The following is a 24,896-nucleotide window of genomic DNA, read 5'->3' on the forward strand; positions in this document are numbered from 1 at the left end:
GTTTGGCATTTATGCAGCGTTATCGCCTATTTATGGGGAATAACCACACCTCGCAGGCTCTGCCTTGCCTAAAAACCAAACACACGGGAATGCGCTACAACCAACAAGTAATACAACACACACTTTATTTTTTGCAAACAGGTACATTTTTATCCCCAACACAAAGAACCACTGCCCTTTATTAACCACCTAACTGCGGCTAAATTAAGGTCAAAAAAAAGCAAGCCATGTGGCTTGCTTTTGCGTGCCCGTTCAAAGGCTACACACTCTCAACATACTTTTTAAAAACGGTAACTTGCACCCAGTGTAATACGACGGTCAGTTAAACCTTGGAAACACAATAGTGCGCTTTCGTTTACACATGATTGGCTAATTTCAGATTCAGTAATATTTACTGCCTCTAAACCAATATTAAGTTGCTCGTTCACATCATAGCTAATACTTGCATTAAGCTGGCCACGGTCTTCTTGTACCACTGGAAAACCCCAAGGGAAGCTAGACGTACTACCAAAGTCATTTGAACGATACCCTTCACGCCACGTGTAACGCATACGTGCTGATAAGCCAAATTTTTCGTAGTACAGCGTAAAGTTATACGCGTTTTCAGAAAGGTTAAGTAAGCCTTGAATTTCACTTACTTCAATACCTGGCGTACCGGTGGTTGCTGCAAATACATTACTTGCTCTTGAGGTTGCTGAATTTTCGGTTTCACCACCTGAGAACTCTTGAATTGTATAGTTAGCTAATACACCAAAGCCAGATGCCCACCCTAGGTCTTTTTCAAAGCCTGATAGGTCATATTGAAAGGCAAACTCAATCCCTTTTTGGGTAGTTTCACCACTATCGTTTACTTTTGTTTCTGTACCAACACATACGCCACGGCCATTCTCAGGGCCAAATACGTTTATATCTGCAATGGGGTTAAATATACCGCCACCTTCACATGGGTCTGTTAAGTCGCGATACCCTGTTACAGGGTCTTCAACTGGCGAGGTTAACTGATTTACGTGTAAGTCTTTACGTGTTTTATGAAAAATACCTACGCTAAATACACTTGCCTCTGCAAAATACCACTCTGCCGATAAATCGTAAGACAGTACTTCTTCAGGTTTCAGTGCTGGGTTACCAAATTCAACTTCGTCATTTGGACTTGTGCTGTAAGTAATAGACGTTGATAAGTCGTTATAATCAGGGCGACGAATATCTTTACCTACACCAAAGCGCACAAGTACATCTTCTGATACATCAGCCACAAGGTTTAAACGAGGTAAAATAAAGTCATAGTCAGATTCATTAGTAATACGCGTTACCAGTTCATTACCACTACCATCTTGAGTAACTGAGTTGCCCGTAGACTCTACGTCTGTTTGAATGTAACGCACACCAATGTTACCGCGTACCATTTCGTACTCAAAGTTAGCTTGTGCATATAGCGCATGGGTGATTTCTTCTATATCAAAAAAACCTGCAGAACTTGAAGTAGGTGCATTTAATGTTTTGCTTGAACCATGCGCAGTCATCGCTGCTTGTAATGTGGCAAGTACCGCATCAGGGTCTGAGGCCACAAGCTCTGGATCAATAAGTAAAAAGTCGCCTATGTATAACGAGCGGCCATCAGCTTCGTTAAAGTTATCTGGGCCTGCCACTAATAAGTCGGCAAATAAATCACCCGACGGGCTATCAGCCATGGTTCTTAAACCAATGCTTGAGGTAATTTCGTTTTGTTTGCTTTGTGATTTACTGTAGCGGTAACCAAAATCAATAGAGGTTACAATTGAGTCTGTGTAATAGGTTGAATCAATACGGAACGCATCTTCAGAGTTTTCAACCGTATCTTGACCAATATTTACATCACGTAGCACTACATTTGCAGGGTCTAGTAGTTGTTCAACCGTTGGCGCGTACTCTGCCCCCTCTGCAATACCAAATGCCAATGCGCCACCTGATAAGTCATACTCAAACGGCACACTATTATCATTACCGCCACCAGCATCTAACGGCACATTAGGGTTAATAAAGTTAAGCGTTGTATTAAAGCTAGGCGTAGTTGTATCTGAAGATGACGAAGCAATTTCAGCACTAACAAACCACTTATCGCCTTGCCATTCGCCACCGAGTCTAAAAATATTACTATCGGTAACACGCGAGTTTGTATCACTTGAAAAACGAAGGTTAGGATCGTCATCATCGTTTTCTAAATTAACCGGAATGACACCGCGTAAGGCCGCTTGAATAGACCCAAGGTTGGTACCGCCAAGTGAGCCTAAGTTTACGGTTTCAAATTCATCAGGAACCGAAATATCATTAAGCGCACTTACACCAGAAGCCTGTACACGAGAGCTTTCTTGGCGACGTTCTTGATCGTTAACCACAGCATCAAAATAAAACTTTGTGTTGTCGTTAGGCGCCCATTCAATGGTACCTACAAAGTTTTTAGTTTCGTATTCGTAGTTATCGTAATCTTGTACAAAAAATTGAATCGGTAAAAAGTCAAAAGACTGAGCGCTGGCTACGCCGCTATCTGCAGTGATAATGTTATCTCTATCTGCACGTGGGCGAAACGCCGTTACATCTTGCTCTGCGTAGCTGCCGCTCACTAACACACCAAATTTACCGTAATCACCTTCCCAGTTATCAGCAAAAGTTCCCGAAAAACGTGGTTGCAAACCGCTATCAGTGCTTAAGCTACTGTGCTCACCTTGCACTCTAATAGTGGCTAGCTGCTCACCTAAATGCAGTGGGCGAATCGTTTTAAGGTTAATAGTACCGCCTACAGAGCCCTCTATTGTTTTCGCTTCAGGCGACTTTATTACCTCTAAGCTTGAAATAATTGACGCTGATACATCTTCAAAGCTAATACCACTTCGACCAGAGCCTGAGCCCACCGTTGATACACCGTTAATTTCGGTACGGTTAGCATCGGTACCACGAATTTGTACACCTGTGCCTACACCCGCTTGACGTGTAATTTGAATACCCGTTACGTTTTCTAATACTTCAGCGAGGTTTTGATCGGGTAATTTACCAATATCTTCTGACTGAATAATTTCAACTAGGCTATCTGCAGAGCGTTTTTCAGCAAGTGCATTAGTAAGTGATTGACGAATGCCAGATACTTCGATGATCTCTACATCATCTTCTGCAATTGGCTTGGCTTCCTGTGCGTGTGTGGACATAGAAAGGTTTAATGCTGTGGCAGATATAACTGCTAGCGTAATTTTTGATAACTTGTGATTCATAGTTTTTCCTGTGTGTGTCAGTGCTATGTGTAACTCGCTATATATTTTTTATTAAACGCCTTACCATTTATCTAAATGGTTAACTTAATATTTACAGCAAAAGCACCAAAGGTCAACCTATTGGTAAACCATTTTTTGTAAAAAAAGCAAAAACAGTCATTACCAATAAAAGCCAATTCGGCATGACAAAAACACTTTTATTACTGACCATAATATAACCATTTGTATTTAATGTGCTTTTAAATCTCAATTAAGGTTAAATAACACACAGAAATAGATTGAACCCCCCTCAACCTGCCTGATATATTTTTTTTATATATACCGTGTTATTTTTATATTAAGCCGCTTTTACCGAATTAATTGGTCAACCAAGATAAAGATAGTAGACTTTTGGCTAACTAATTCGCTTGCCAATAACGCAGCGTTACTAACACTGAGTTTAGTAATGCTGCGCTTTAGGTAAAAAAGTTTAACCAAGATTTAGTTAAGAGAGTACGCCGCAATTCAAAAAGCTTAGGGTTAATAGCCCACACGCACATACAAAAAAACCCAATTAGCGGCATACGCTAATTGGGTTTTAAAGTGGGGATCACTGGTTATTGTGTTATAGCTTAAAGCTCATTCCTAAGAATAAACGTGGGCCGTAATCGTTTACTTCACCTAGGTTATCTTCCACAAAGAAGTCTTGTGACTTAGGTGCGCTAAACAAGTTAATGGCTTCAGCTTTAACTCTAAAGTGCTCGTTAATTTTATACGATGCACGCATTTCCCATACACCTACGGCATCAACATAACGTAAGCGGGTACCATTACTCGTATATGGTTGGAAGTATTCACTACGGTATTTATAAATAATGGCCGTATCAAAGTCACCAATTTGGTAATACAGTTGGCTGCTAAATACATGCTCTGAGAAGCCCGGCACCGAGCCAGGTTCTATAATACCGGCAGTTAATTGAGTAGTATTGCCATCTAGGTCGGTAACGTATGTATCGCCATATAAGCTATCTTCAAACTCAAAGTCAGTATCTGCAAAGTTATAGCCAAATTTTACACCAATACCATTATCCCAACGGTACGAGAACGATGCTTCTAAACCCAGTATATCGCTATCATTATCGGTTGTTACCGAATTTGTCACTGGTAGTGATACCGTTTCACCGCCAACCACATAGTCTTCAATCACAGTTTGTTGCTGGAAGCCACCTTGGAACTGTTTGTAGTATAGGCTTAGCGCTAAAATAGAATCTTCATTAGGGTACCATTCAAAGGCTAAGTCGTAGTTCCATGACATTAATGGTTGAGTATCAGGGTTACCTGAACCATCTACGGTTAATAAGTCAGAAAGCGATAGCGCAACAGATTGATCGTCTGTTACAAAGTCGCGATCATAGCCTAAATCAGATGGGTCAGCACGTGACATACCACGGTAAATACCCGCACGTAGTAAAATGTCTTCACTGTAATCAACTACTAAGTTAAAGCTTGGTAAATATTTAGTATAACCACCGCCGCTTTCGGTTCTTTCTAGTGAATCCCCTACATCGAGGGTTACAGCGCCTGTAGTTTCATCTACATCTACAGTGTAATTTGTTCTAAAGCCTACCGAGGTTACATCAGTATCAACAATACGCAGGCCGAAGTTACCACGAATAAACTTACCAAATACTTCGGTGTCGTAGTTTGCCATTAAGTACACTGAGGTGGTTTTTTCAGTAACATCTATGGTACCGGCATTTTCGTACTCAACATCAGGGTAACCAAATTCACCTGTATAATCAGCGTCTGTAGCCGCTACAGCTTGAGAGAAACACACGTTATCGTAGGTCGCCCACGAAGAACCTGTCCCAGAGCTTATTACATTACCGCTACTGTCTACATTTGTTACTAAGTTGCCATCCGATACGCTAGATAAAAAGTCAGATTCTGGGAAGTCAATTTGACAGCCTTGAAGTATCTCTAATGCTGAGTCATCGCCTATAGTGTACTCAGTACGAGATCCATTACCTTGGCTACCACCAAACTGTATAAAGCTTAGTTCTGAGGCTCTAATACCCCCTTCAATACTGGTAAATATATCGCCCTCTAACGCGTAGTCAAAATCAATACGCGCCGATTTAACTACGTTTTCGCGAACATTTTCACGGTCTAAACGTGTACGTAAGCTATCTGTAAAGTTAGAAATATCAGTTACATCAAAGTCCGTTAACGTGAAGTGAGGAATTTCATCGCCCATATCCCAGCTAAACAAATTACGGTCTGCGGTTCTACCACGGTTAGAAATTTGTAGCTCTTCACGCTCAGTTTTTGAATACGCTAAATCAAGATTTACAGTAAGGCGGTCGGTTACCGTATGCTCAATATTAATACCATAACCTTGGTAGTTTTCTTCACGTGAGAATTGCTCGCCTGCCGATTCAATACGTTCTTCACCTTCCCAATGTAAAATTCCGCCTACATCGTTAGTAACAAGCGTTGGGCCTGTTAAACCAGGTGTTGCGCGTTTTTGTAAAAAAATTAAATCGTGGCGTGCTTCTCTTTGTGTTCTGTCAGAGATTTGTGCATCAAAGTTAACATCCCACTCAGACGACGGCTGATATTGCATTGCAATAAATACTGCATCACGCTCATCTGAGGTTTCATTTTGACGATAGCTGCGGCTACTACCTGTCCATGCGTATGGAGTGCCATCGCTTTCGGCTTTGCCTGTTTCTGGGTCGATGTTTGTTTGATAACCTTGATTGTTACTGCCATTTACTTGGTCTTCACAATCACCTGCGCTGCTTCTGTAAAAGCCTTCATTCGTATTAGTTGGGTCATTTAAACATGCCCAAAGTGAAGAGCCCGATGGGCTTGAGCTTCTGTACTCTGCTTCTGGTTGGCTAATATCTTGGCGCTGCACACCAAAAGACACACCCACTGCTTGGCCATCGGCAAACTCAAATTGGTCAACATAACTAAACGTACCACGATAGCCTGTATCACTTTGCAGTGAGTTTTCTACATTACTTTCATCTGGATTGTAATTTAGTTTAACTTCGCCTTGTACGCGTTGCTTGCCGTAATCTAGCGGGGCAATCGTTTCAAGTGCAATCACACCGGCTACGCCACCTTCAATCATTGAAGCATCTTGGGTTTTGTAAATAGCGACCTTTTTTACAAGCTCTGATGGAAACTGCGAAAAGTTAACCGAGCGGTCACCACTACCATTGGTAGCTTCACGGCCATTAATATGGGTTGCGCTTAAAAATGGGCCTAAACCACGAATGGTGATTTCGGTAGCGCCCCCGTTTTCACGGTGAGATGCGGCACCGGTAATCGACTCAAGCGCTTCACCAATTGACAGCGCGGGTAAATCACCAATATCTTCTGCAGATAAACCATCAACAACCGTTGTTGCCTCACGCTTAATTGCAATTTGATCTTGTATGGTTCTACGAGTACCTGTAACGCTGATGATTTCTACATCTTGCTCTACTTCAGTCACTTTTTCTTGGGCTTCTTGCTGAGCAAAAGCATTAAATGACAATGAACCTGCCATACCTGCAAGTAAACTTGCTCTAATTAACTTAGCAGCAGGTGAAAGTGCAAAATGATTACAAACAGAGCTGTTTGTAGAATGTTGACGTCTTCGATCCATTTTTAACGACATGCCGCGTTCTCCTTTATCATTGTGTGTGTTGTGCGTAGTTTGCTATTTTTATAAGTATTAATAATGTGCAGTGTGGGCTTATTCATCTTGTGCCACCCACGTAGAGCCTGCACCTACATCAGTGCTTTGGATGTAGTATAAGTTTCTTGCACCTGCTAAGGCTTGTGCTCCATTTGAGTCAGTCTCAAGCAGCGTACTTGTAGCAGTGACAAACTCTGGGATTTCTTTACCATTTGCTTCTGGGTTTTGGTCAATAGCGCCATCGGTGTCGTATTCACCATTGCCATTTAAGTTTCTAATATCAACCCATAGGTCGCTCGCATCGCCCGACTCATAACTGTCACTAAAGCCAAAGCTGTTAGAGAACAGTGATTCAGTATGGTTAATTAGGTCACAGTCGTATTCAAAAGAGTGATCGCTCGACAGCTCGTTAGGGTAAAAGAAACCATAAACAAGCGCGCTGCTTTCAATGGTGTCTTCATCAGTTTGATCGCCCACCCCATTAGCATTTAAATTACCGTTGAAGTTAATTTCAAACGCATTTTTAGTTAAACCATACAGTACAGGTGCATTTTCTGCGGTAAGCTCATCACAATCTCCAACAGGTGCCTTTGAACCTATTTCTGTACTAAATACAAATGGTTGCTGTGAGTTAAGTACCGTATTGTTAGTAACATTAAGGGTAAAGTCGCCTGCGCCATCAAGCACAGCTTGGTTACCTCCATTTGGCACCCCGCCATCAGCTTGTGAAAATGGGTTAGCGGTAAATACAATACCACCGGCTTCTTTATTACCTGAGCGAATACCAGCGATGTAGTTATTGCTTACAGTGTGACCTAAAGGCGTAACTAGCACGCCAGCAGGACGATCGCTTGAACTTGCAATATCAGTGGTACGAATAATAATGTTGTCTGATACCGTATTAAATCCACCATCTTCAAGCGAAATACCGCCATTAGGATTTAAAATGGTATTGCCTTTAATCGTCGCGCCAGAGGTTTGTACGCGCATTAAACGTCGGCCTGTAACAAAGTTTTCTACTCGGTTATATTGAATAGTAAAGTTTGCATCATCAGCAGAGCCTGTACCTGTTGTACTACCTGCGTTAATTAAGTGAAGACTAGAGTTACCAAAATTTGGGTTGCTGCTGGTACCTGTGAAAAGGTTATATTGAATAACGTGGTTAGTGCTCGATGAAGACATTTTTATCACCGAACCATTTTCTGCTTTATCGCGGTTGGCAAAGGTATTACGCTCAACCATTGCGGCGTCACCTTTAAGCATTAACCAATGGTAAGTAGAATTATTTAACGTCTCTGCTTCACCATCGATAGTATTTTGTGTAAAGGTGAAGTTGTCACCCTCAGAATAAATAACGGCATCTTCTTCGGTTTCACAAAAGCCACCTGATTTAGTATCAATATTTTTAAATGTAAGTCCTTCAATACCCGCGCCATCAACCCCACTGGCTACATGAATACAAAGCTCGCCACTAATTACCGGGCTTTGTCCTTCAACAGCTTTAAGTGTTGCTGCGCTGGTTAGCATAATGGCATCAAGATCGGCATATACACCGGTATTTAAACCAAGCACATCGCCATCACCAAGCCCCGCATTAATAGCACCTAATAGCGCATCCGCGTCGCTTATCACTTGCGTGTACACTACTGTATCGGCGGCACCGGTAATTGTGCTTGAAAAGCCATCGTTATCGGTATAACTCGCAGTGACCGATATAATCGCGCCAGCTTGATTAGTTGGCGTAAATGTTTTGCTGTTGGTATCTGCAATTGCTACGCCATCAGCAAGCCAAGTGTAAGTAACGTTTTGCTCATCTACCCCGTTGTTATCGCTAATTTCAGCGGTTAATTCGCTAGTCACTAAATAAGGCGTAGCCCCTGAGATGGTGATACTACCCGCTTCATCTACAGCCTCTGCAGAAACAGCAATGGTTGCCTCAGAAAGGTTGTCTTCGGTAAAACCGTGATCGTCCGTGTAGGTAACCTGTACGGTAATAAATTGCCCTAATAATGACTCATCTACAACGTAAGTGCTTTGCGTGGCACCACTAATTGCAACCTCATCAGCAAACCACTGGTAAGTAATTGTGCCGCTTGCGCCATCTTCATCTGTTATTTCGGCTGTAAGTGTATTACCCACCGTAGGTGTGCCAACAATCGCCACCGACCCTTCTGAATTTGCACGCTCTACTGGCGCTGTGGCAGTTGATGTAGCTGACTCTGCAAAGCCTCTGTTATCTTCAAATGCTGCATTTACAGATATAACTTTACCTAGTTGCGATTCGGTAATAGTGTAGGTTGCTAAGGTTTCATCGGCAATTTCAACATCATCTGCAAACCATGTATATGCTACAAGCGCCGGATCAAAACCATTTTCATCCGCTACATTAGCACTTAGTTCATTACCTATAATTGCATCACCGTTAATTTCTACCGTGGCCGCAAAAGGAATAGCTGACACTTCATCGGTGGGCTCACTTAAATGTGACTCATTAACACCACTGTCATCTGTATAAAGTGCTTGTGCTGTAATTGCAAAACCAATTTGCTCATCTGTTAATGTAAAAGTTGCGTCATTAGCGCCACTTATAACTTGTCCGTCGGCGTACCAGTAGTAGCTTACTTCGCCAGAAATACCATCGGCATCATTTACGCTGGTCGACAATGTTTCGCCCGTTAACGCTGTGCCTGATAGAGCAATAGAGCCCAATGTGTTGTTATTATTATTTGAATCCGTGTCACAACCTATAATGGCAGCTGCAACAGCACATAATGCAAAATGTTTTAATTTCCTCATGGCTCTATTCTCCTTAATTGTGTGGTTTAGTATTTAGCAGGTGTTATGTGTGATTTACCAAATACCCAGTGTGTTATTACCAAATTATTTTATTTTTACGCTTCATTGTTAACCAACTTGGTAATATAAGCATAATAAAAACACTTTTACCACTATATTCGTTCAAAATTCATCATATTTTATTAACTGAAAGTTAACTTACGTCTATATCCAATAACGCAGCGTTATTACCAATATTAATTTCACGAATAGATAAACAAACAACCTTTATGAACAATTGGTTTTACCGAAAGAATTACGCTGTATTAATACTTAGCGCGATAAGCACATTAAGAATGGAGGGTGGGGATACAGGTGTGAAGCTTTAGCTGTAATAGCCTATAGATATGAATTTTTGGTGTGTATATAAAATAACGTAGCCACTGCGTTTAACTCACTATTAATCAGCAGTGGCTTACGTTTTATTTAAAAGGCGTAAGGGCACAATAACCGCCCTTTTGTACTGAGGCCTTAGCCAGGTTTAATAAACCGTAGAATTAAAATAAGTCACAGGTTCACTAGAGCCTAAAATAACAGGCACACGCTGATGCAGCTCATCGGGCTGAATATCTAAAATACGCATACCCTTAGAGGTGGCTATACCGCCTGCGTTTTCAGTGAGCATTGCCAGTGGGTTAGCTTCGTAAAGTAAGCGTATTTTACCGTTTTCATTACCCGCGCGCGTATCTTGCGGGTACATAAATACCCCGCCACGGCATAAAATTCGGTGCACATCGCCAACCATGGCTGCATTATAGCGAATTGAGCTTTTAGCAAACTCTTCTGATGTATACAGTAATTTATCAAAGTAAACTTGTGTTGCTTCATCCCAGTATCGGTAATTTGCCATATTAACCGAGAACTCACGGCTTTTACTCGGTACTGCAAGCTCTGGTTTTGTAAGCAAAAAGCCACCGTGGGTTAAATCGTGTGTATAACAGCGGGTTGGCCCACCTGTACTCATTACTAGTAACGACGATGGCCCATACAGCACGTAGCCTGCACAAACCTGGTTAGTACCGGGTTGATTAAATTGCTCATCACTATCGTAGGGCACATCTGCTTTTGCTGGGTAAATGGTAAAAATAGTGCCTATTTGCCCGTTAACATCAATGTTTGATGACCCATCAAGGGGATCAAAAGCCACAATATATTTACCATCAGGGTGGGCGCCTACTGCATTATCTTCTTCTTCAGATGCCACTGTTTTTACAAGATCATCATCAATTAAGGTATCTTTTAACAGTTGATTGGCAATGACATCTAACTTTTTTTGCACCTCGCCCTGGATATTTTCGTTAAGGGTAGAGCCTAAAACACCCGCAAGCTCACCTTGGCTTACTCTAAACGCTATTTCTTTTGTGGTTGCTAATAGCGTGCGAATTAACATAATAAGGTCGGTTTCAACCCCATCTTGCTTTAATACTTTATTCAGTCTTTTCATGCGCTATACCTGTTCACACAATTAAGGTCGTCAAAACATTGGATCAGGCGAGCCACCATATGCTGCTCCGACTGACGTAACCACACACGTGGATCATAGTATTTTTTATTGGGTTTATCTTCGCCATCAGGGTTACCAATTTGGCCTTGCAAGTAGTCTTGTTTTTCTTGGTAGTAGTTTAATACCCCGTTCCAACTCGCCCATTGGGTGTCGGTATCAATGTTCATTTTTACCACCCCGTAGGTTAGCGACTCAGCAATTTTACTGTGCTCAGAGCCACTCCCACCGTGAAATACAAAATTAATAGCGTTATGCTCTAAATTAAATTTTTCAGCTACATAGGCTTGCGAGTCGCGTAATATGGTAGGTGTTAATACCACATTGCCAGGCTTATATACGCCGTGAACGTTACCAAACGAAGCAGCAATGATAAAATTAGGGCTTATTTTACTAAGTCGCTCATAGGCGTAGGCTACATCTTCTGGTTGAGTGTAAAGCGCAGAGCTGTCGAGGTGCGAGTTATCAACCCCGTCTTCTTCTCCGCCGGTACACCCGAGCTCTATTTCAAGTGTCATGCCTATTTTTGCCATGCGCGCTAAATAACGCTCACAAATTTCTATATTTTCTTCCAGTGGCTCTTCTGACAGGTCAATCATGTGCGATGAAAAAAGCGGCTTGCCTGTTTGTGCAAAATACTTTTCGCCTTCATCTAATAAACCATCAATCCAGGGCAGTAGTTTTTTTGCTGCGTGATCTGTGTGCAGCATGACAGCAACGCCATAGTGTTTCGCCACATTATGCACATACTGTGCAGCACTTATTGCCCCAACAACGGCAGATTGCTGGCCCTCTAGTGCTAAACCTTTACCACAAAAAAACTGTGCTCCCCCATTAGATAGTTGAATAATGACCGGCGACTTCATTTTTTTTGCGGCCTCTAAGGTGGCATTAATTGACGATGTGCTCACCACGTTTACAGCAGGCAATGCATACTGATGCGTTCGTGCGTGTTTATACACTTCGCTTACTTCATCGCCAACAACAACGCCTGGTGCAATGGTGGGGGCTAAATAATTCATTTTTTGCTCCTTGCTATTTTAAAGCCTCGATACAAGAGTCTGTAATGGCTTGCCAATTACCCTGCGTTACCCATTCTTTTTTAGCAACCCAGGTACCGCCTACTGCAAATACATTGTTTAACGACAAGTAATCCATTTTATTTTTTTCGCTTACACCGCCGGTCGGGCAAAAGCTCACTGCACGAAATACAGATGAGACAGCAGAGACAAACGGCGCACCACCAGCAAGTGAAGCAGGAAAGAGTTTTTGCTCTTCAAAACCATACTCAAGTGCCATTAATATATCGCCGGTATTTGATACACCTGGCAATACTGGCACGTTACACTTAACCAGCTCACTTAATAGTGTAGGCGATACAGCGGGAGTAACTATAAAATCTGAGCCTGCTTCTAGCGCTTGCTTTAAAATTGTTTCGTTAATAACGGTGCCTGCGCCCACTTTTAGCTGTGGAACCTGTTCTTTAATGGCTTTAAGCGCATCAATTGATGCATCTGTTCTAAGAACAACTTCTACCAAAGTTAGGCCTGCCTCTGCCATTGCTTTAGCAATGTTTACACCTTGCTCTGGCGTGTCTGCTTGAATTATAGGTAGCAGAGTTTGCCCTGCCATTAGTTCAGAAAAGCGAGTCATGCGTTATTTCCCTTATTTTAAGTAATCGTGCTACTTAGTGTTATAAATTGAGTAAATTAGCCAGTTAGAGACCTGATTTAGCCATGGCTTGTTGAAAAACATCTTTTGGTGCAATAGCACCGGGTTGCTGAATAACAGCGCCGGCAGCCTGCGCGCCCAGCTTAACCGCTTCGCTAATTGGGCGCCCATCTAAGCGCGCTCCTAAATACACGCCGTTAAAGGCATCGCCTGCGGAGGTTGTATCAATAACGTTTTTAACCGGCGTAATACTGTGGCTTTGCACTGTATTAGCCTCTTTTGTAATGACTGAATCGGGGCCGTTTTTTACTATAATTTCGTTAATGTTGTACGGAGCCAAATAATCAATTACCGCTTCTACACTTTGCACGTTGTAAAGCGTTTCTAAGTCTTCAACGCCGGGTAACGTAATATCGGCTAGGCTAAATGCACTATGGTATTGCGCTTTAGTTTGCTCAACGTTATCCCAAAGTCGCGCACGGTAATTTGGGTCAAATACTATTTTTACACCCGCGGCTTTAAGTTGCTTCACTATGTCCCAAAACTGCGCTCTTGCTTGCTCTTCTATTACGGCTAAAGAAATACCCGAAAAGAAAAACATATCACCCGATGACAGCTGCTTAACAAGCCCAGGGCTGATAAATTCAACCACCTTTTTGGCTGCTGAATCATCACGCCAATAAATAAAACTGCGCTCGCCTTGCTCGTCCGTTTCTATGTAATACATACCTGGGACTTTACTGTTATGAGCAAATACATAGTCTGTATTTAATTGCTCACTTGCAAAACGCTCCCGCATTTTTTTACTTAAGTTATCCTCCCCTAAAGCGGTAATAACTGAGGTGCTGATTTGTGGGAAACAACGCTTTAAGTAAACAGCCGAATTGTATACGTCACCTGCAAATGACTGATGCAATGTAGAGGGAACAGTCGCTCTTAACTCAATCATGCACTCGCCAATAAAGTAAATATTTTTCATTATTATCACTTACCTTAGGTAGTAAATGGCTGTGAGAAACACAGCCATTGCCAACAAATTAGTTAGGCTTTTTCAATGGTTCAATTTTTGGAATTAAAATCCATACTGCTGCCATTGCAATAATCGCTAAAGACGCGCCTATCACAAACGCCGGTGTATAATTACCGTCCGCTGTTAAAATAGGTACCAATGACGTAAGGCCTACAGCACCTAATTTAGCGGCCATGCCAGAGAAGCCCGACAACGTACCTACCGCTTTTTTACCCAGTAAGTCGCTTGGTAAGGTTTGCACGTTACCAATGGCGGTTTGAAAACCAAATAAAATAACAGCCATAATAAGTACCGCAATTACCGGCTCGCCTGGGTTTGCCATTGCAAGCAGCGCCGGCAACATAATTAAACACCCTAATGTGATGGTCAGCTTACGCGTTTTATCGGTATTCCAGCCTGCTTTAAGGCGGTTTTGGGCAAGTAAGCCACCAAACCAAGCGCCAAACATAGCGCCTACATACGGAACCCAGCCATAAATACCAATCGCTTTAACATCCATGCCATACACTTCGTTTAAGTAAATTGGTATCCAAAAAACAAATAACCACCAAATAGGGTCGATAGCTGCAGAGGCTATAATTACGCCCCAGCTTTGCTTACGAGAGAGTAACTCGCCTGTAGACGGGTTATATTCTTCTTCGTCATCGCTTGTTACATCGCCGTTATCATCAACGCGTCTTTGTCCGGTAAGAATGTACTCACGCTCTTCTTCACTTATCCAAGGGTGAGAGCCTGGAGGCGCTTTTACCAATATAATCCAAGGAACTAACCATAAAAAACCTAAGGCACCAACAAATACAAACACCATTTGCCAGCTAAAATACACGGTTAAATAAGCAATAAGCGGGATAGCAATAATGCCACCAATGGCTGCGCCAGAATTAAATATACCTTGCGCTAAAGCACGCTCTTTTGTTGGAAACCACTCGGCATTACCTTTAGCTGCACCGGGCCAGTTACCAGCTTCGGCTACCCCTAAAATTGCACGGAAAATACTTAAACTAAGCACCCCTTGTGCAAAAGCATGGGCAACAGTGGCTAATGACCACACACCAATTGAAAGCACAAAACCTAAACGCGTGCCAACCCAGTCAAAAATTTTGCCAAAAATAGCTTGGCCAAATGCATAAGCAAATACGAATACTATAGAAATATTAGCGTAAATTTGTTTACGCTCTAACGCAGATTCATCAGGGAACATCTCTTCCACAATGTCTGGCCATAAAACGCTAAGCGCTTGACGGTCTATGTAGTTAATAATGGTAGCAAGTGCAATTAGCACTATAACCCACCAGCGTAAGCCTTGAATTTTCATAGGTTATTCCTCAAGAAAGTCTTCGCGAGCTGGGCTAAAGGTATCAATCAGTATACCGCCAGTTGGGCACGTAGCACCGTGATCAGCAAAAGGAGGAATAAAACAGCTATCACCCGCTTTTAAGATTTTAGTTACGCCATCAATGTTAAAGTGAAACTCACCCTCAACCACATACGTTACTTGCGAGTGCCTGTGCGCATGGTTATAACCAATTGCCCCTTCTGAGAACCAAATTTTCACGGCCATTAGCTCTTCGTTATAGCCAAGCATTTGGCGTTTTAAGCCATTACCTAAATCTTCAATCTCGGTTTCGTTACCAAATGAAAAGTGTGCACTTTGCTTTTGCATCCTGTTTACTCCTGATTATTCTTCATCGCATAAACGCCAAGGCGGCCATTTAAGGTGAATGCTTTATTTTGATATGTGAATGTGTGTTTAGCTGCTTTATCGGCTTTGTTGATAGCAACCAAATAAGTATTATTTTTTACTTTAACTTCAATTAGGTCTAAGTGCTCTTGTGCGCCATACTTAAGTGACGATACACGGCTAACAGCCTCTAGGGTATATTCTTTACTTGGGTTGTATTCACCGTGAGGCTCAAGTACTGAAATAAATTTATGCTGTTTTTTACCTTCTACACGGCGAATGTAGCCATTTTCGTTACGAAGATTAAAGTGTGGATCGTTTGCCCCTATTTGCGTAAATAAGAAAGACTCATCCCCTTTCACTAGGCTAGTTTGTGTATAAAAACGGCCGTTGTCGTTTAACCACGTTACCTTTGCTAGGCCTTCATCTGGTTGCGCCTGTGCTTTTAACCATAAATGTTGATAACCATTTTTATCACCCAGCGCAGCTAAGCTTTTGGTGTTACCAAGTAACTCAAAGCTGGTATCAATTAATTGGCCTTTGTAATGCAGTGGTAAATCAATTTTATGGGAGGAATCTGCAGTCACATTAAAAATATCAACTGCAAGCGTGCTTTCAAGCATAGGTAAATTAATTAACGCTAACGTGCGTTCAAGCTCAACACCTTTGTAAGCGGTGCTTATTTGCCCACTTGACACCGTTCCGTATTGGTTTGTTTCAAAGAAATTAAGCGTAGGATGATTGTTATTACCCACTTTAACATTTGCATTAAAATGCGAGGTTTCATCAATCACAACCGTATTGTGTGCCACGGTATGTTTTGCGTAAGTTTCGTTTTCTGGTAGGTAACGGCCGCCGTATTTAGCCTCAACATTTAAAAAACGTGCAGCGCCATAATCAGACACAATTTCATTGCCATGATCGTAAAACTGCCAAGTTAATTTATCAAAATGTCCATGCCCTAAACCCTGTGCGGCAGGTTTAAATAAAAGTGCTTGGTCGCCACCAGTTTGCGTACGCATTACTACCAACGCCCCTTGCTCGCCATCGTTACCATCGCCAAACGCTACCGATTTAAATACATAAGGGGTTTGCTTATTTTTATCCAGCGCTTGAGCCACTTTTAGGCCATCGCCAGAGAGTATTATTTGATTTTGCTTTTTGGCTATATCTAAGTAACCAGTATCGTGTGTTAAACCATAAGCGGCTGTTACACCGTGTACCAGCTCTATTGTGTCTATACCTTTACTTTTAATTGCATCGTTTATCGGGAAAAATAAACCGTTATAGCTTAGCTGAATAGTGGTATCAATGGCTTTAAGTAATATGCCATCGCGATATTCAAAAATGTCTCGCTGCGGTTCGTTGTTTTCAATTGCTTTAGCAAAGGTAACAAACGGAAGTAGTGCAAAGCGTTGATAATAAGGACCTTCGTTGTAATAGCCCTGTGGCGAAAACAGCATGTCTAGCTGCTTAATAAAGCCACCCTCGCCCGATTTATCTAAATCGTAAAGAGACTTTTCGACCCACTCAGATTCATCTAACACATACCCTGCCATGCCTACACCGGCTGTAGCCCAGGTACCATGGTTATGTACCTTGTTAAAGGTTGATGGCTGGCCTTGTGATAAAAATAACGATACTGGACGCAGTAAGTCATTTTCGATGGTTTTAATATTAGCGGCGCTTAGCGCATCATGCACTAAATCGTATGCTTGAATGGTATAAACAAGCCACATGGCCTCATTAAGGCTTTGCCAAAATAGTTTACCTGGGTTTTGCGACTTAACTTTGCGCTTAGGGTGTACATCAAGTGTTGGGTATAATTTGGCATACTCAAGCAACATATCACGTACGTAATGAGCGTATTTATCATCTTGGCTTAGCTGATAAATAACACCGGCGTTATACATAAGCTGATAATTTTTTTTGTGTCGTTCGTGGGTATACCCTCCCCCACCGTCTTTTGGTACAGGCACTGTTATAGGGCTTTTAATTTGCTCATCCACTTGTGCCTTAAGCGCTGCAAATGCGTTGGCAAACTTGCCCTGTTCGTTGTTGCTAATTGCTTGGCGCATTTGCTGTACATCATCATTGGTTATTACCAAATTTGGATGCGCTGCGTAAGCGTTTATCGATAAAACTAAGGCACTTACAGTAACACCCAGCGTTTTAAATAATGACTTATTTTGGGTTAAATTCATCATTGTTACTTCACCTTATTTAAAACGTTGTTATTTTTAAGCGTTGCCGTGTGCGGGCCCGCTACACGTAACTCTTTTACGCTTGGCGCTTGAGTTGCATCAAAGGTGTTATCTGTAATGGCTGTTATTGGCTCACCAACCGTGTGCTCAATTTTAATCGGTGCCGATTTTTCAAATACGTTGCTTGCAATATTTGTGACTTGTACACCGTGCGCATACACACTCGCTTGCGCCTTGTTGCGCTTACCTAAACCTACTTTAGTTAGGGTGTTATTGGTCATTAATAAATGCGGACCAAAGGTGCTTTCATCACTTCCACCTCGGTATAACTTAACGACGCCACCGGCTACCTCATTAAAGGTATTGCTTTTAAGTGTTACATACTCTGCGTTATAAATACCTAAGTCTTCTATTTCGGTATCAAGACGTAAAATATCGCCAGTCACATTTTTAAAGGTGTTATTTACTAACGTGATTTCATCTGCCATCGCCCCTTTACCCGTTACAAAAAAGTGAAATGAGTGATTAATATCAAGATTAGTTAATTGTGAGTTGTATATTTCAAAGCGGTAGTTATCAACCATGCCCCACTTTTTAGTACGTACCACACTATTATTAATGGCATCAGGTGCGTTTTCACCCGAGATAGCTAAACCATCTAGCTTTAAGCTACCGCCATCATGAATTTCGAATAAGGTGGAGCGTTGGTAGGTCAGCTTAGCTTTGCCAGTATGTTTAGCCTTAAGGGTAAGCACTTTTGTTATTTTAACGAGTTTAGAAACATCGTATTGACCATCTGCAAGCTCTAATACATCACCCGTTTGGGCTGCATTGATTGCGTTAAGTAAGGCATCTGCAGTTGCTTTAACCTGGTGAGTTTTACCCGTATCAAATGCTACAACTTGCTCTGTTTTTGGATACCAACTAACGCCGGTATCGGCCTTTTTTAGCACCTTTAAACCGCGTTTAGCACCTGCACTAATTTTGCTTGATTCAGGATACAGTAAACCGTTACTAGCTCTGGTTAGTGTTACATTTTGCTGTTTAACACCGTAATTTAACTCTTTTAATACCTGGGTATTAGCTACATTTTCACTAAATTTAATACCGCTTACATCATCAAAGGTTGTAAAAGGCTGCTCGCCATTTTGATTAATAATAAGGTTATTTTTCATTACGCTATTAATTGGTGCAGCGCTACGCTCGCTATCGCTACCTGCGCCAAGTTGTATATGACGCACATTTACATAGGTATTGTTTTCAATTGTCGCGTTTTCTACCTGATGGTAGCGATTTATTGGTGAGTTAGGTACGCCGTTCATAACCGTAAAACCACTGCCAAAACGGTAGCCTGTTAAACCTTCTAAGTAGTTATTTTTTACTGTTTGGTTTTTATTAATGATGCGAATGCCACCTGTGTGATCTACACCGTTACCAAAAAAAACGTTCTCTTGAATAATATTGCCATTACCATGGCGCAGCGTTAGTGTGCCGCGAGATTCAAAAAACACATTATTGCGGATTTGGTTTTTCCCTGATTTAACCGAGATTATTTCTACTTCGCCGTTAGTACGTTCAAAGTAGTTGTTTTCAACTACGGTCAATGAATCACTTAATGAATAGTGGCTAGTACCAATGCGCAGTGTTTCACCGCCGTTAGATCCAAAAGTAGGACGATAGCCAAAGAAGTTATGATCAATTTGATGGTGGTTTTGTTGGCTTTGCTCACTATTAAGCCTTACAGCAACCGTAACGCCTTTGTTACGTTTACCTACTAAGTGGCTGTGATCAAAACGGTTGTGTTTACCATATAGAGCCACCCAATAGTCTGATTCTCGTTTATCGGGGTTATTGTAGTTATCGATAACAACTTGTGTTACGCGGGAGTGAGTAGCAAGCTCATCTTTATTTTTACGAAATTCAATAACGGCTGAGCTAGGCGTATAACCATTTTTAAATACAAGCCCTGACACTTCTAAATACGAACCCGCCAGTCTTAAATTAGATTGCCCTGATAAAATAACGTTACCCTTGGTTTGCGCTGTAAGCTTTATAGGGGCGTTTTTGGTTCCTTGGCCTTGTAATAAAATTTCGAAATTAGACCACGTACCGTCTTTGAGAGTTATTTTATCGCCGGCAACGAGTTTGTCAGAGATTTCTTGAAAAGCTTGTTTAGTGTCTACAAAATAATCTTTGGCTGCCAATTGTGTGGATGTGCACCCAATAAGAACTAGGCTAAGCTTTATTATATTAATTAAACGCATAGATAACTCTTTTTCAGTGTGACCGGAAGTAATGCCTTATCAATAGTAATGCTGCACTCATTGCACAAAGCAGGTTAAATCTAGCCAATTGATGTTGTGTGTGTTTTGGTGCTTTAACTACGTTAAAGCACCCAATGTTGTCGGTATTACTTTTCTAGAGTTTTAAAGTAATCAAAAATTTCTGGTACGTTGCCTTGCCCCATACCTGCATCAAATGCCGCTTGTAAGTTAGCAGATGACCCTTCAGCAATTTTTGATTCAGTCCCAAGGTCTGAAACCATTTGTAGGAAGTAACCTAAATCTTTGTTTGCATTGGCAATTGAAAAACCAAGGTCGCTTACATTGTCTACCGCGTAGTTTTTACAAAATTGCATAAATGGAGAGCTAGAAGGCCCTGTCGACATAATGTCAAATAGTTGCTGGCGGTCTACACCGGCTTTGTCTGCTACAGCAAACGCTTGTGACATAGCACATACTGTGGTCATACCCATAAAGTTATTGATTAACTTAGTTGTATGCCCTGCGCCTAGCTCACCTAGGTGAAATACGTTTTCGCCTTGATCTTCAAGTACAGGTTTAACTTTATTGAAGGTGTCAATATCGCCCGCTGCCATAATATTTAATAGGCCGTCTTTAGCATGGGCTGGAGTACGCCCTAGTGGTGCGTCAATCATGCCTGCGCCTTTAGCGGCTAGATCAGCACCAATTTTTTTAGTAGATGAAGGAATTGATGTACCAAAATCAATTAATACCGCGCCTTCTTTAATACCCGCTAAAATGCCATCTTCTGCGTACACAATTTTTTCAACAACTGCTGATGTTGTTAAACAAAACATAATTATGTCTGCACCTTGTGCAAGCTCTTTTGCAGTGCTTGCTGTTTTTGCGCCTCTGCTAACGCATGCAGCAACCGCATCTTTGTTTAAATCCATAACAATAAGCTCATAGCCTTTGTTCTGTAAGTTTTCGGCCATATTGCCGCCCATTAAGCCAAGGCCGATAAAACCGATTACTGGTTTAGACATGAATAACTCCTAAATATGATGGCGCGTGCTTTTATGAGTACGAGTAATGATTTACCCCATAAATAGGTACGCTGTGTCGTTTAATTCAATTTGCTAAAGTAACCCTGAGCATGTTCATTTGAATAGGTAACCCGCCGCGTTATTACCATTTGAGCGAATAAAAACAGAGTGATTACACGCTGTATATTATTGACCGGTTACGTATTTATTTCGTTATGCTTAGCATTGCTTTGATTATTTATTAATACCTTGGAGAAGCTAAAACCAAGCAACTTACCAATTGGTATGTAAAAACTGTATTACCATACACCAATCTTGTCAACCAATAAGTTAACTTTGTAAACCAAGGTAATTTACAATTCATTTCAAATTAACAAAATTACAATGATAAACAATTAGTTATAGGCAGTATGGAAATCAAATTAATTCAACGCACTTTTCCCTTCTTTGGTTAGAGCTTAATAAAAAATAGGTTGACCAATAAGTGCAACAACTTTATAAACTCGTATAAATAGCGTGGCTATAATTACATTGTGCACTAACCCATTGTTGGTAAAACCACTAATTTAGTGTGCTAATATTATGGCAATGCGTGGTTGTAAATGCCGAGCCTTGCCCACATTTAGCTTAAATTGCCCGAACTCAGGTTAAGAAGTTTACTTACGTATTAAATAGTACTGATATTTTAATTTATTTCACAAGCCGAGGTTTTCAGTGAAGGCAAAGCCACTTGCGCGGCAATAGCTGGGCTTATTGCAAGTAAATTTTACGCAATGAGTGCGCAAATAGCTGGTTAATATAATCTTATTGTTCACAGTTGAGGTAAAATAAGCCTCTCGGTATATGGCAGGCTCTGGCCTTTGCAATGCGGTTATGGATACTCCATAAAGACGCTATGCTCCACACCTATTTAAATTTAAACTCACAGAGGTAACCTAAATGCGTTTATTACACACAATGTTGCGTGTAGCCGACTTAGAAAAGTCACTTTCTTTTTATACACAGATTTTAGGAATGAAAGAATTACGCCGTTCTGACAACGAAGAGTATCGTTATACATTAGCTTTTGTAGGGTATGGTGAAGAGGATAGTAATACTGTGTTAGAGCTTACTTATAATTGGGATGAAAATAGCTACGATCTTGGTAATGCATATGGCCATATAGCTATTGAATTTGACGATATATACAAGGCATGTGACGACATAAAGGCCGCTGGTGGAAACGTCAGTCGAGAACCGGGGCCAGTAAAAGGTGGCACAACAGAAATTGCTTTTGTGAAAGACCCTGATGGCTATTCAATTGAGCTTATTCAGAAAAAGAAAAACAAAGCTCACTAGGCAATAAGTCTATCGAAAAGGTGCCTAGTCGCACCTTTACCTTAGTTGGCTATCTTTACTTGCTCGGCGGTTTACGCCAGCAACGCCTTTGCCTTTAGCCTCAAGCTCGCTTTGACACGCCACACAATGCCTAACACCTGGCAGCGCTAACCTGCGTGCCTGTGGTATTTCACAATCACACTCATCACAGAATTCAGCACTCGCGCCTGAGATTAAATTTTGCCTTGCATATTGCACTGCGTCATTAACACTTGCATCGATTTGATCTTGAATTGCGCCATCACGCGCCCAACCACTTGCCATAATTAACTCCTAATAATGAGAAATTAAACTAAAAGGCTAGCAGCACAGCGCTTTATAAATGCTGAATATTTTGTACTGGCTTTATTGAGTAAGCTATTTAAAGGATGAATAGATATGATTAAGAGTAATTTGTAATTTAGTTGTGCTATCCATTTTATCTATACATGCAGTTATAAGTATGTATTTTTAACGCAGCTAGCAAAAAATTTATCACTGTAAATGAATAATTATTATTGCGGATTGGTCTTGAAAGCCTAAGAAGTTATACGTAGATGATTATTAATTAAACAGATAGGTTTTTAGATATTGAAGAAAATTAAAAGTGTAAAACTAAAATTTTAACGGATAAACAGTAGAAATTAATGCGCTGGATAGCTGAGGAAGTAATAGCTTTATACACTACTAAAATAGTAAGTGGCGTCTCAATAGATTAGTACTCTTGATAACGTCGTGCATAGAGAGTGCGGTGTCACACTGCTTTATACATCACCTAAAATAGTAAGTGGCGTCCCCAAGGGGATTCGAACCCCTGTTACCGCCGTGAAAGGGCGGTGTCCTAGGCCTCTAGACGATGGGGACACAGAAAACTGCTACCCTAGGACATGCACAAAGATTTGGTGGAGCTATGCGGGATCGAACCGCAGACCTCTTCGCTGCCAGCGAAGCGCTCTCCCAGCTGAGCTATAGCCCCAAACCTTTTAATACCTAACGTGTTTAACACGTTGTGTATCGCTGAGTGCGGGGCGCATTCTATGCACCCCCCAAAATAAAGTCAACAGTTTTTTATGCCACTTTATTTAAATGGTTTAATTTTCAACAAACTGGCTATCAGACATGCAAAAAAATACAATTTCGACAAAATTTGGCCTGTACTTCATCTCACAGTACTATAAACAGGTTAATTATCTATTTATACCTCGTTGATGAAGTAATAATGTTTAACATAAAAGGTATACATTTATATGCAAATTGAGTTGGGGTTAAAAAAGTACTAAAACCAAGGCTAAACCCCGCATTTAAGTGTGTTATTAAAATGCGAGGGCTCTATTCGATAACCTTATTATTAAATGCTCAACCCTTCCCTTTTTAAGTTGCTTGTACACACATATAAAAATTGAAGTGAATTAGGCCGTCGTTAAAAGTGCTAGCAAACAATTCGTGCTGTTTTTAAACGCTATGTTCCAGTTTGGGTAATAGGCTCTATTTTGTTGTCATTGTGCCAAAACCCATGGTGTTAATTAAAGTTTATTCGCACTAATGGCAATACAGATAACTGCTTATGCCCTTACCTTTTAAAAAGTACCGTATACCAGTTCAATAATTTAAAACCTTATATAGTCATAAATCTTCTTTTTGATAAAACGTCACGCTTACTGTATCAATTTCAACATCGCCTTTTATTAGCTTATTTAAGCAATGCTTTTTATTGTAAGTAAAAATAAGGCAGTCACTTAGTTCAGATTCAGCTGTTAATTTACCCTAACAACTTAAATTTGATGATAAAGTAAACGCCAACCACCCTGCACTGTTTATAAAACCTTCATTCAGCACATTTTTATCATTCAAGTGTTGACACATTTGCAACTCTATCTATAATAGCGCCCCACAACAACGCAGCAATGTAATGTTGTTTAGATGTGGGTGATTAGCTCAGTTGGGAGAGCATCGCCCTTACAAGGCGAGGGTCACTGGTTCAAGTCCAGTATCACCCACCACATATAAATCTATTATTATATTAATAGTCGCGTTTTAAAATTGTAATACGGGTCGTTAGCTCAGTTACAAGAAAAGAGAGCATCACCGCTTTTTATAAAAGATGGCGAAGTTCACTGGTTAAAGTCCAGTACTATCTATACAGGTAGTAGCATGTAATATGGGTCGTTAGCTCAGTTGGGAGAGCATCGCCCTTACAAGGCGAGGGTCACTGGTCGACCCACCATTCTTAGAATGGTGCATATTACACAAATCTAAATGGGTCATTACTCAGCTAGAAAAAGAGAGCATTACCGCTACTTCCAAGTAACGGCTAGGTTCACTGGTTAAAGTCCAGTACTATTTATTTTAATAGTAGCGTTTTAATTTATATGTGGGTGATTAGCTCAGTTGGGAGAGCATCGCCCTTACAAGGCGAG

Annotated in this window: 15 protein-coding genes and 5 tRNA genes (1 of these 20 only partly in view); 5 read left to right on the plus strand and 15 right to left on the minus strand. The window is 41.1% G+C overall.

Going from position 1 to position 24,896, the window contains the following annotated elements:
* Nucleotides 1–185: hypothetical protein (locus tag AN395_RS19715; protein WP_235576583.1), on the plus strand; the 185-nt coding region annotated here is incomplete at its 5' end.
* Between the two features lie 96 nt (nucleotides 186–281).
* Here the strand turns inward: AN395_RS19715 and AN395_RS14615 are convergent.
* From AN395_RS14615 to AN395_RS14670, 12 genes are all read right to left on the minus strand, one after another.
* Entirely contained in the window at nucleotides 282–3,239 is a 2,958-nt protein-coding gene (locus AN395_RS14615) for a TonB-dependent receptor (protein WP_054983425.1), read from the minus strand.
* Between the two features lie 604 nt (nucleotides 3,240–3,843).
* Complete coding sequence (locus tag AN395_RS14620; RefSeq protein WP_054983426.1) at nucleotides 3,844–6,891, minus strand: TonB-dependent receptor; 3,048 nt, start codon at nucleotides 6,889–6,891, stop codon at nucleotides 3,844–3,846.
* Nucleotides 6,892–6,969: 78 nt separating this feature from the next.
* Nucleotides 6,970–9,708 carry a poly(beta-D-mannuronate) lyase gene (locus AN395_RS14625; protein ID WP_054983427.1) on the minus strand — a complete coding sequence of 913 codons (2,739 nt, stop codon included), beginning with the start codon at nucleotides 9,706–9,708 and terminating at the stop codon, nucleotides 6,970–6,972.
* 520 nt (nucleotides 9,709–10,228) lie between these two features.
* A complete protein-coding gene (locus AN395_RS14630) occupies nucleotides 10,229–11,191 on the minus strand; it encodes a class 1 fructose-bisphosphatase (RefSeq protein WP_029772406.1) in 963 nt (320 codons plus the stop codon).
* Nucleotides 11,188–12,270 (minus strand): class II fructose-bisphosphate aldolase, encoded by a 1,083-nt coding sequence (fbaA, locus tag AN395_RS14635; protein WP_054983428.1) that lies wholly within the window; start codon nucleotides 12,268–12,270, stop codon nucleotides 11,188–11,190. Before fbaA ends, AN395_RS14630 begins: the two co-directional genes overlap by 4 nt.
* A gap of 13 nt (nucleotides 12,271–12,283) precedes the next feature.
* Complete coding sequence (eda, locus tag AN395_RS14640) at nucleotides 12,284–12,901, minus strand: bifunctional 4-hydroxy-2-oxoglutarate aldolase/2-dehydro-3-deoxy-phosphogluconate aldolase (RefSeq protein WP_024034155.1); 618 nt, start codon at nucleotides 12,899–12,901, stop codon at nucleotides 12,284–12,286.
* Between the two features lie 64 nt (nucleotides 12,902–12,965).
* Nucleotides 12,966–13,898 carry a sugar kinase gene (locus tag AN395_RS14645; protein ID WP_054983429.1) on the minus strand — a complete coding sequence of 311 codons (933 nt, stop codon included), beginning with the start codon at nucleotides 13,896–13,898 and terminating at the stop codon, nucleotides 12,966–12,968.
* Between the two features lie 58 nt (nucleotides 13,899–13,956).
* On the minus strand, nucleotides 13,957–15,264 hold the full coding sequence (locus tag AN395_RS14650; RefSeq protein WP_024034157.1) for an MFS transporter: 1,308 nt from the start codon (nucleotides 15,262–15,264) through the stop codon (nucleotides 13,957–13,959).
* A gap of 3 nt (nucleotides 15,265–15,267) precedes the next feature.
* Nucleotides 15,268–15,612, minus strand: coding sequence for a cupin domain-containing protein (locus AN395_RS14655; RefSeq protein ID WP_004589273.1), 345 nt, complete (start codon nucleotides 15,610–15,612; stop codon nucleotides 15,268–15,270).
* A 5-nt stretch (nucleotides 15,613–15,617) separates the two neighbouring features.
* Entirely contained in the window at nucleotides 15,618–17,837 is a 2,220-nt protein-coding gene (locus AN395_RS14660) for a heparinase II/III family protein (protein ID WP_408003096.1), read from the minus strand.
* 2 nt (nucleotides 17,838–17,839) lie between these two features.
* Nucleotides 17,840–20,098 (minus strand): chondroitinase-B domain-containing protein, encoded by a 2,259-nt coding sequence (locus AN395_RS14665; protein ID WP_054983430.1) that lies wholly within the window; start codon nucleotides 20,096–20,098, stop codon nucleotides 17,840–17,842.
* A 146-nt stretch (nucleotides 20,099–20,244) separates the two neighbouring features.
* Nucleotides 20,245–21,123 carry an NAD(P)-dependent oxidoreductase gene (locus tag AN395_RS14670; protein ID WP_024034160.1) on the minus strand — a complete coding sequence of 293 codons (879 nt, stop codon included), beginning with the start codon at nucleotides 21,121–21,123 and terminating at the stop codon, nucleotides 20,245–20,247.
* A gap of 939 nt (nucleotides 21,124–22,062) precedes the next feature.
* Between AN395_RS14670 and gloA the strand changes: the two genes are divergently transcribed.
* Complete coding sequence (gene gloA / locus AN395_RS14675) at nucleotides 22,063–22,461, plus strand: lactoylglutathione lyase (protein WP_004589277.1); 399 nt, start codon at nucleotides 22,063–22,065, stop codon at nucleotides 22,459–22,461.
* Nucleotides 22,462–22,497: 36 nt separating this feature from the next.
* Here gloA and AN395_RS14680 read toward each other — a convergent pair whose 3' ends face one another.
* The 3 genes from AN395_RS14680 to AN395_RS14690 form a co-directional block, all read right to left on the minus strand.
* A complete protein-coding gene (locus AN395_RS14680; RefSeq protein WP_024034161.1) occupies nucleotides 22,498–22,764 on the minus strand; it encodes a DksA/TraR family C4-type zinc finger protein in 267 nt (88 codons plus the stop codon).
* Between the two features lie 503 nt (nucleotides 22,765–23,267).
* Nucleotides 23,268–23,343: transfer RNA gene (locus AN395_RS14685), tRNA-Glu, on the minus strand.
* 36 nt (nucleotides 23,344–23,379) lie between these two features.
* Nucleotides 23,380–23,455 (minus strand) — tRNA-Ala (locus AN395_RS14690).
* Nucleotides 23,456–24,403: 948 nt separating this feature from the next.
* Here AN395_RS14690 and AN395_RS14695 point away from each other — a divergent pair.
* From AN395_RS14695 to AN395_RS19485, 3 genes are all read left to right on the plus strand, one after another.
* A tRNA-Val gene (locus AN395_RS14695) sits at nucleotides 24,404–24,479 on the plus strand.
* A gap of 160 nt (nucleotides 24,480–24,639) precedes the next feature.
* Nucleotides 24,640–24,703, plus strand: a tRNA-Val gene (locus tag AN395_RS14700).
* 149 nt (nucleotides 24,704–24,852) lie between these two features.
* Nucleotides 24,853–24,896: transfer RNA gene (locus AN395_RS19485), tRNA-OTHER, on the plus strand (it continues 86 nt past the right edge of the window).

Source organism: Pseudoalteromonas sp. P1-30 (assembly GCF_001400005.1).
GTDB lineage: Bacteria > Pseudomonadota > Gammaproteobacteria > Enterobacterales > Alteromonadaceae > Pseudoalteromonas > Pseudoalteromonas atlantica.

Bases quoted from the DNA above. Each gene is read 5' to 3' on its own strand.
- AN395_RS14615 (WP_054983425.1), bottom strand. From the start codon at position 3,239: ATGAATCACAAGTTATCAAAAATTACGCTAGCAGTTATATCTGCCACA.
- AN395_RS14620 (WP_054983426.1), bottom strand. From the start codon at position 6,891: ATGTCGTTAAAAATGGATCGAAGACGTCAACATTCTACAAACAGCTCT.
- AN395_RS14625 (WP_054983427.1), bottom strand. From the start codon at position 9,708: ATGAGGAAATTAAAACATTTTGCATTATGTGCTGTTGCAGCTGCCATT.
- AN395_RS14630 (WP_029772406.1), bottom strand. From the start codon at position 11,191: ATGAAAAGACTGAATAAAGTATTAAAGCAAGATGGGGTTGAAACCGAC.
- fbaA (WP_054983428.1), bottom strand. From the start codon at position 12,270: ATGAATTATTTAGCCCCCACCATTGCACCAGGCGTTGTTGTTGGCGAT.
- eda (WP_024034155.1), bottom strand. From the start codon at position 12,901: ATGACTCGCTTTTCTGAACTAATGGCAGGGCAAACTCTGCTACCTATA.
- AN395_RS14645 (WP_054983429.1), bottom strand. From the start codon at position 13,898: ATGAAAAATATTTACTTTATTGGCGAGTGCATGATTGAGTTAAGAGCG.
- AN395_RS14650 (WP_024034157.1), bottom strand. From the start codon at position 15,264: ATGAAAATTCAAGGCTTACGCTGGTGGGTTATAGTGCTAATTGCACTT.
- AN395_RS14655 (WP_004589273.1), bottom strand. From the start codon at position 15,612: ATGCAAAAGCAAAGTGCACACTTTTCATTTGGTAACGAAACCGAGATT.
- AN395_RS14660 (WP_408003096.1), bottom strand. From the start codon at position 17,837: ATGATGAATTTAACCCAAAATAAGTCATTATTTAAAACGCTGGGTGTT.
- AN395_RS14665 (WP_054983430.1), bottom strand. From the start codon at position 20,098: ATGCGTTTAATTAATATAATAAAGCTTAGCCTAGTTCTTATTGGGTGC.
- AN395_RS14670 (WP_024034160.1), bottom strand. From the start codon at position 21,123: ATGTCTAAACCAGTAATCGGTTTTATCGGCCTTGGCTTAATGGGCGGC.
- gloA (WP_004589277.1), top strand. From the start codon at position 22,063: ATGCGTTTATTACACACAATGTTGCGTGTAGCCGACTTAGAAAAGTCA.
- AN395_RS14680 (WP_024034161.1), bottom strand. From the start codon at position 22,764: ATGGCAAGTGGTTGGGCGCGTGATGGCGCAATTCAAGATCAAATCGAT.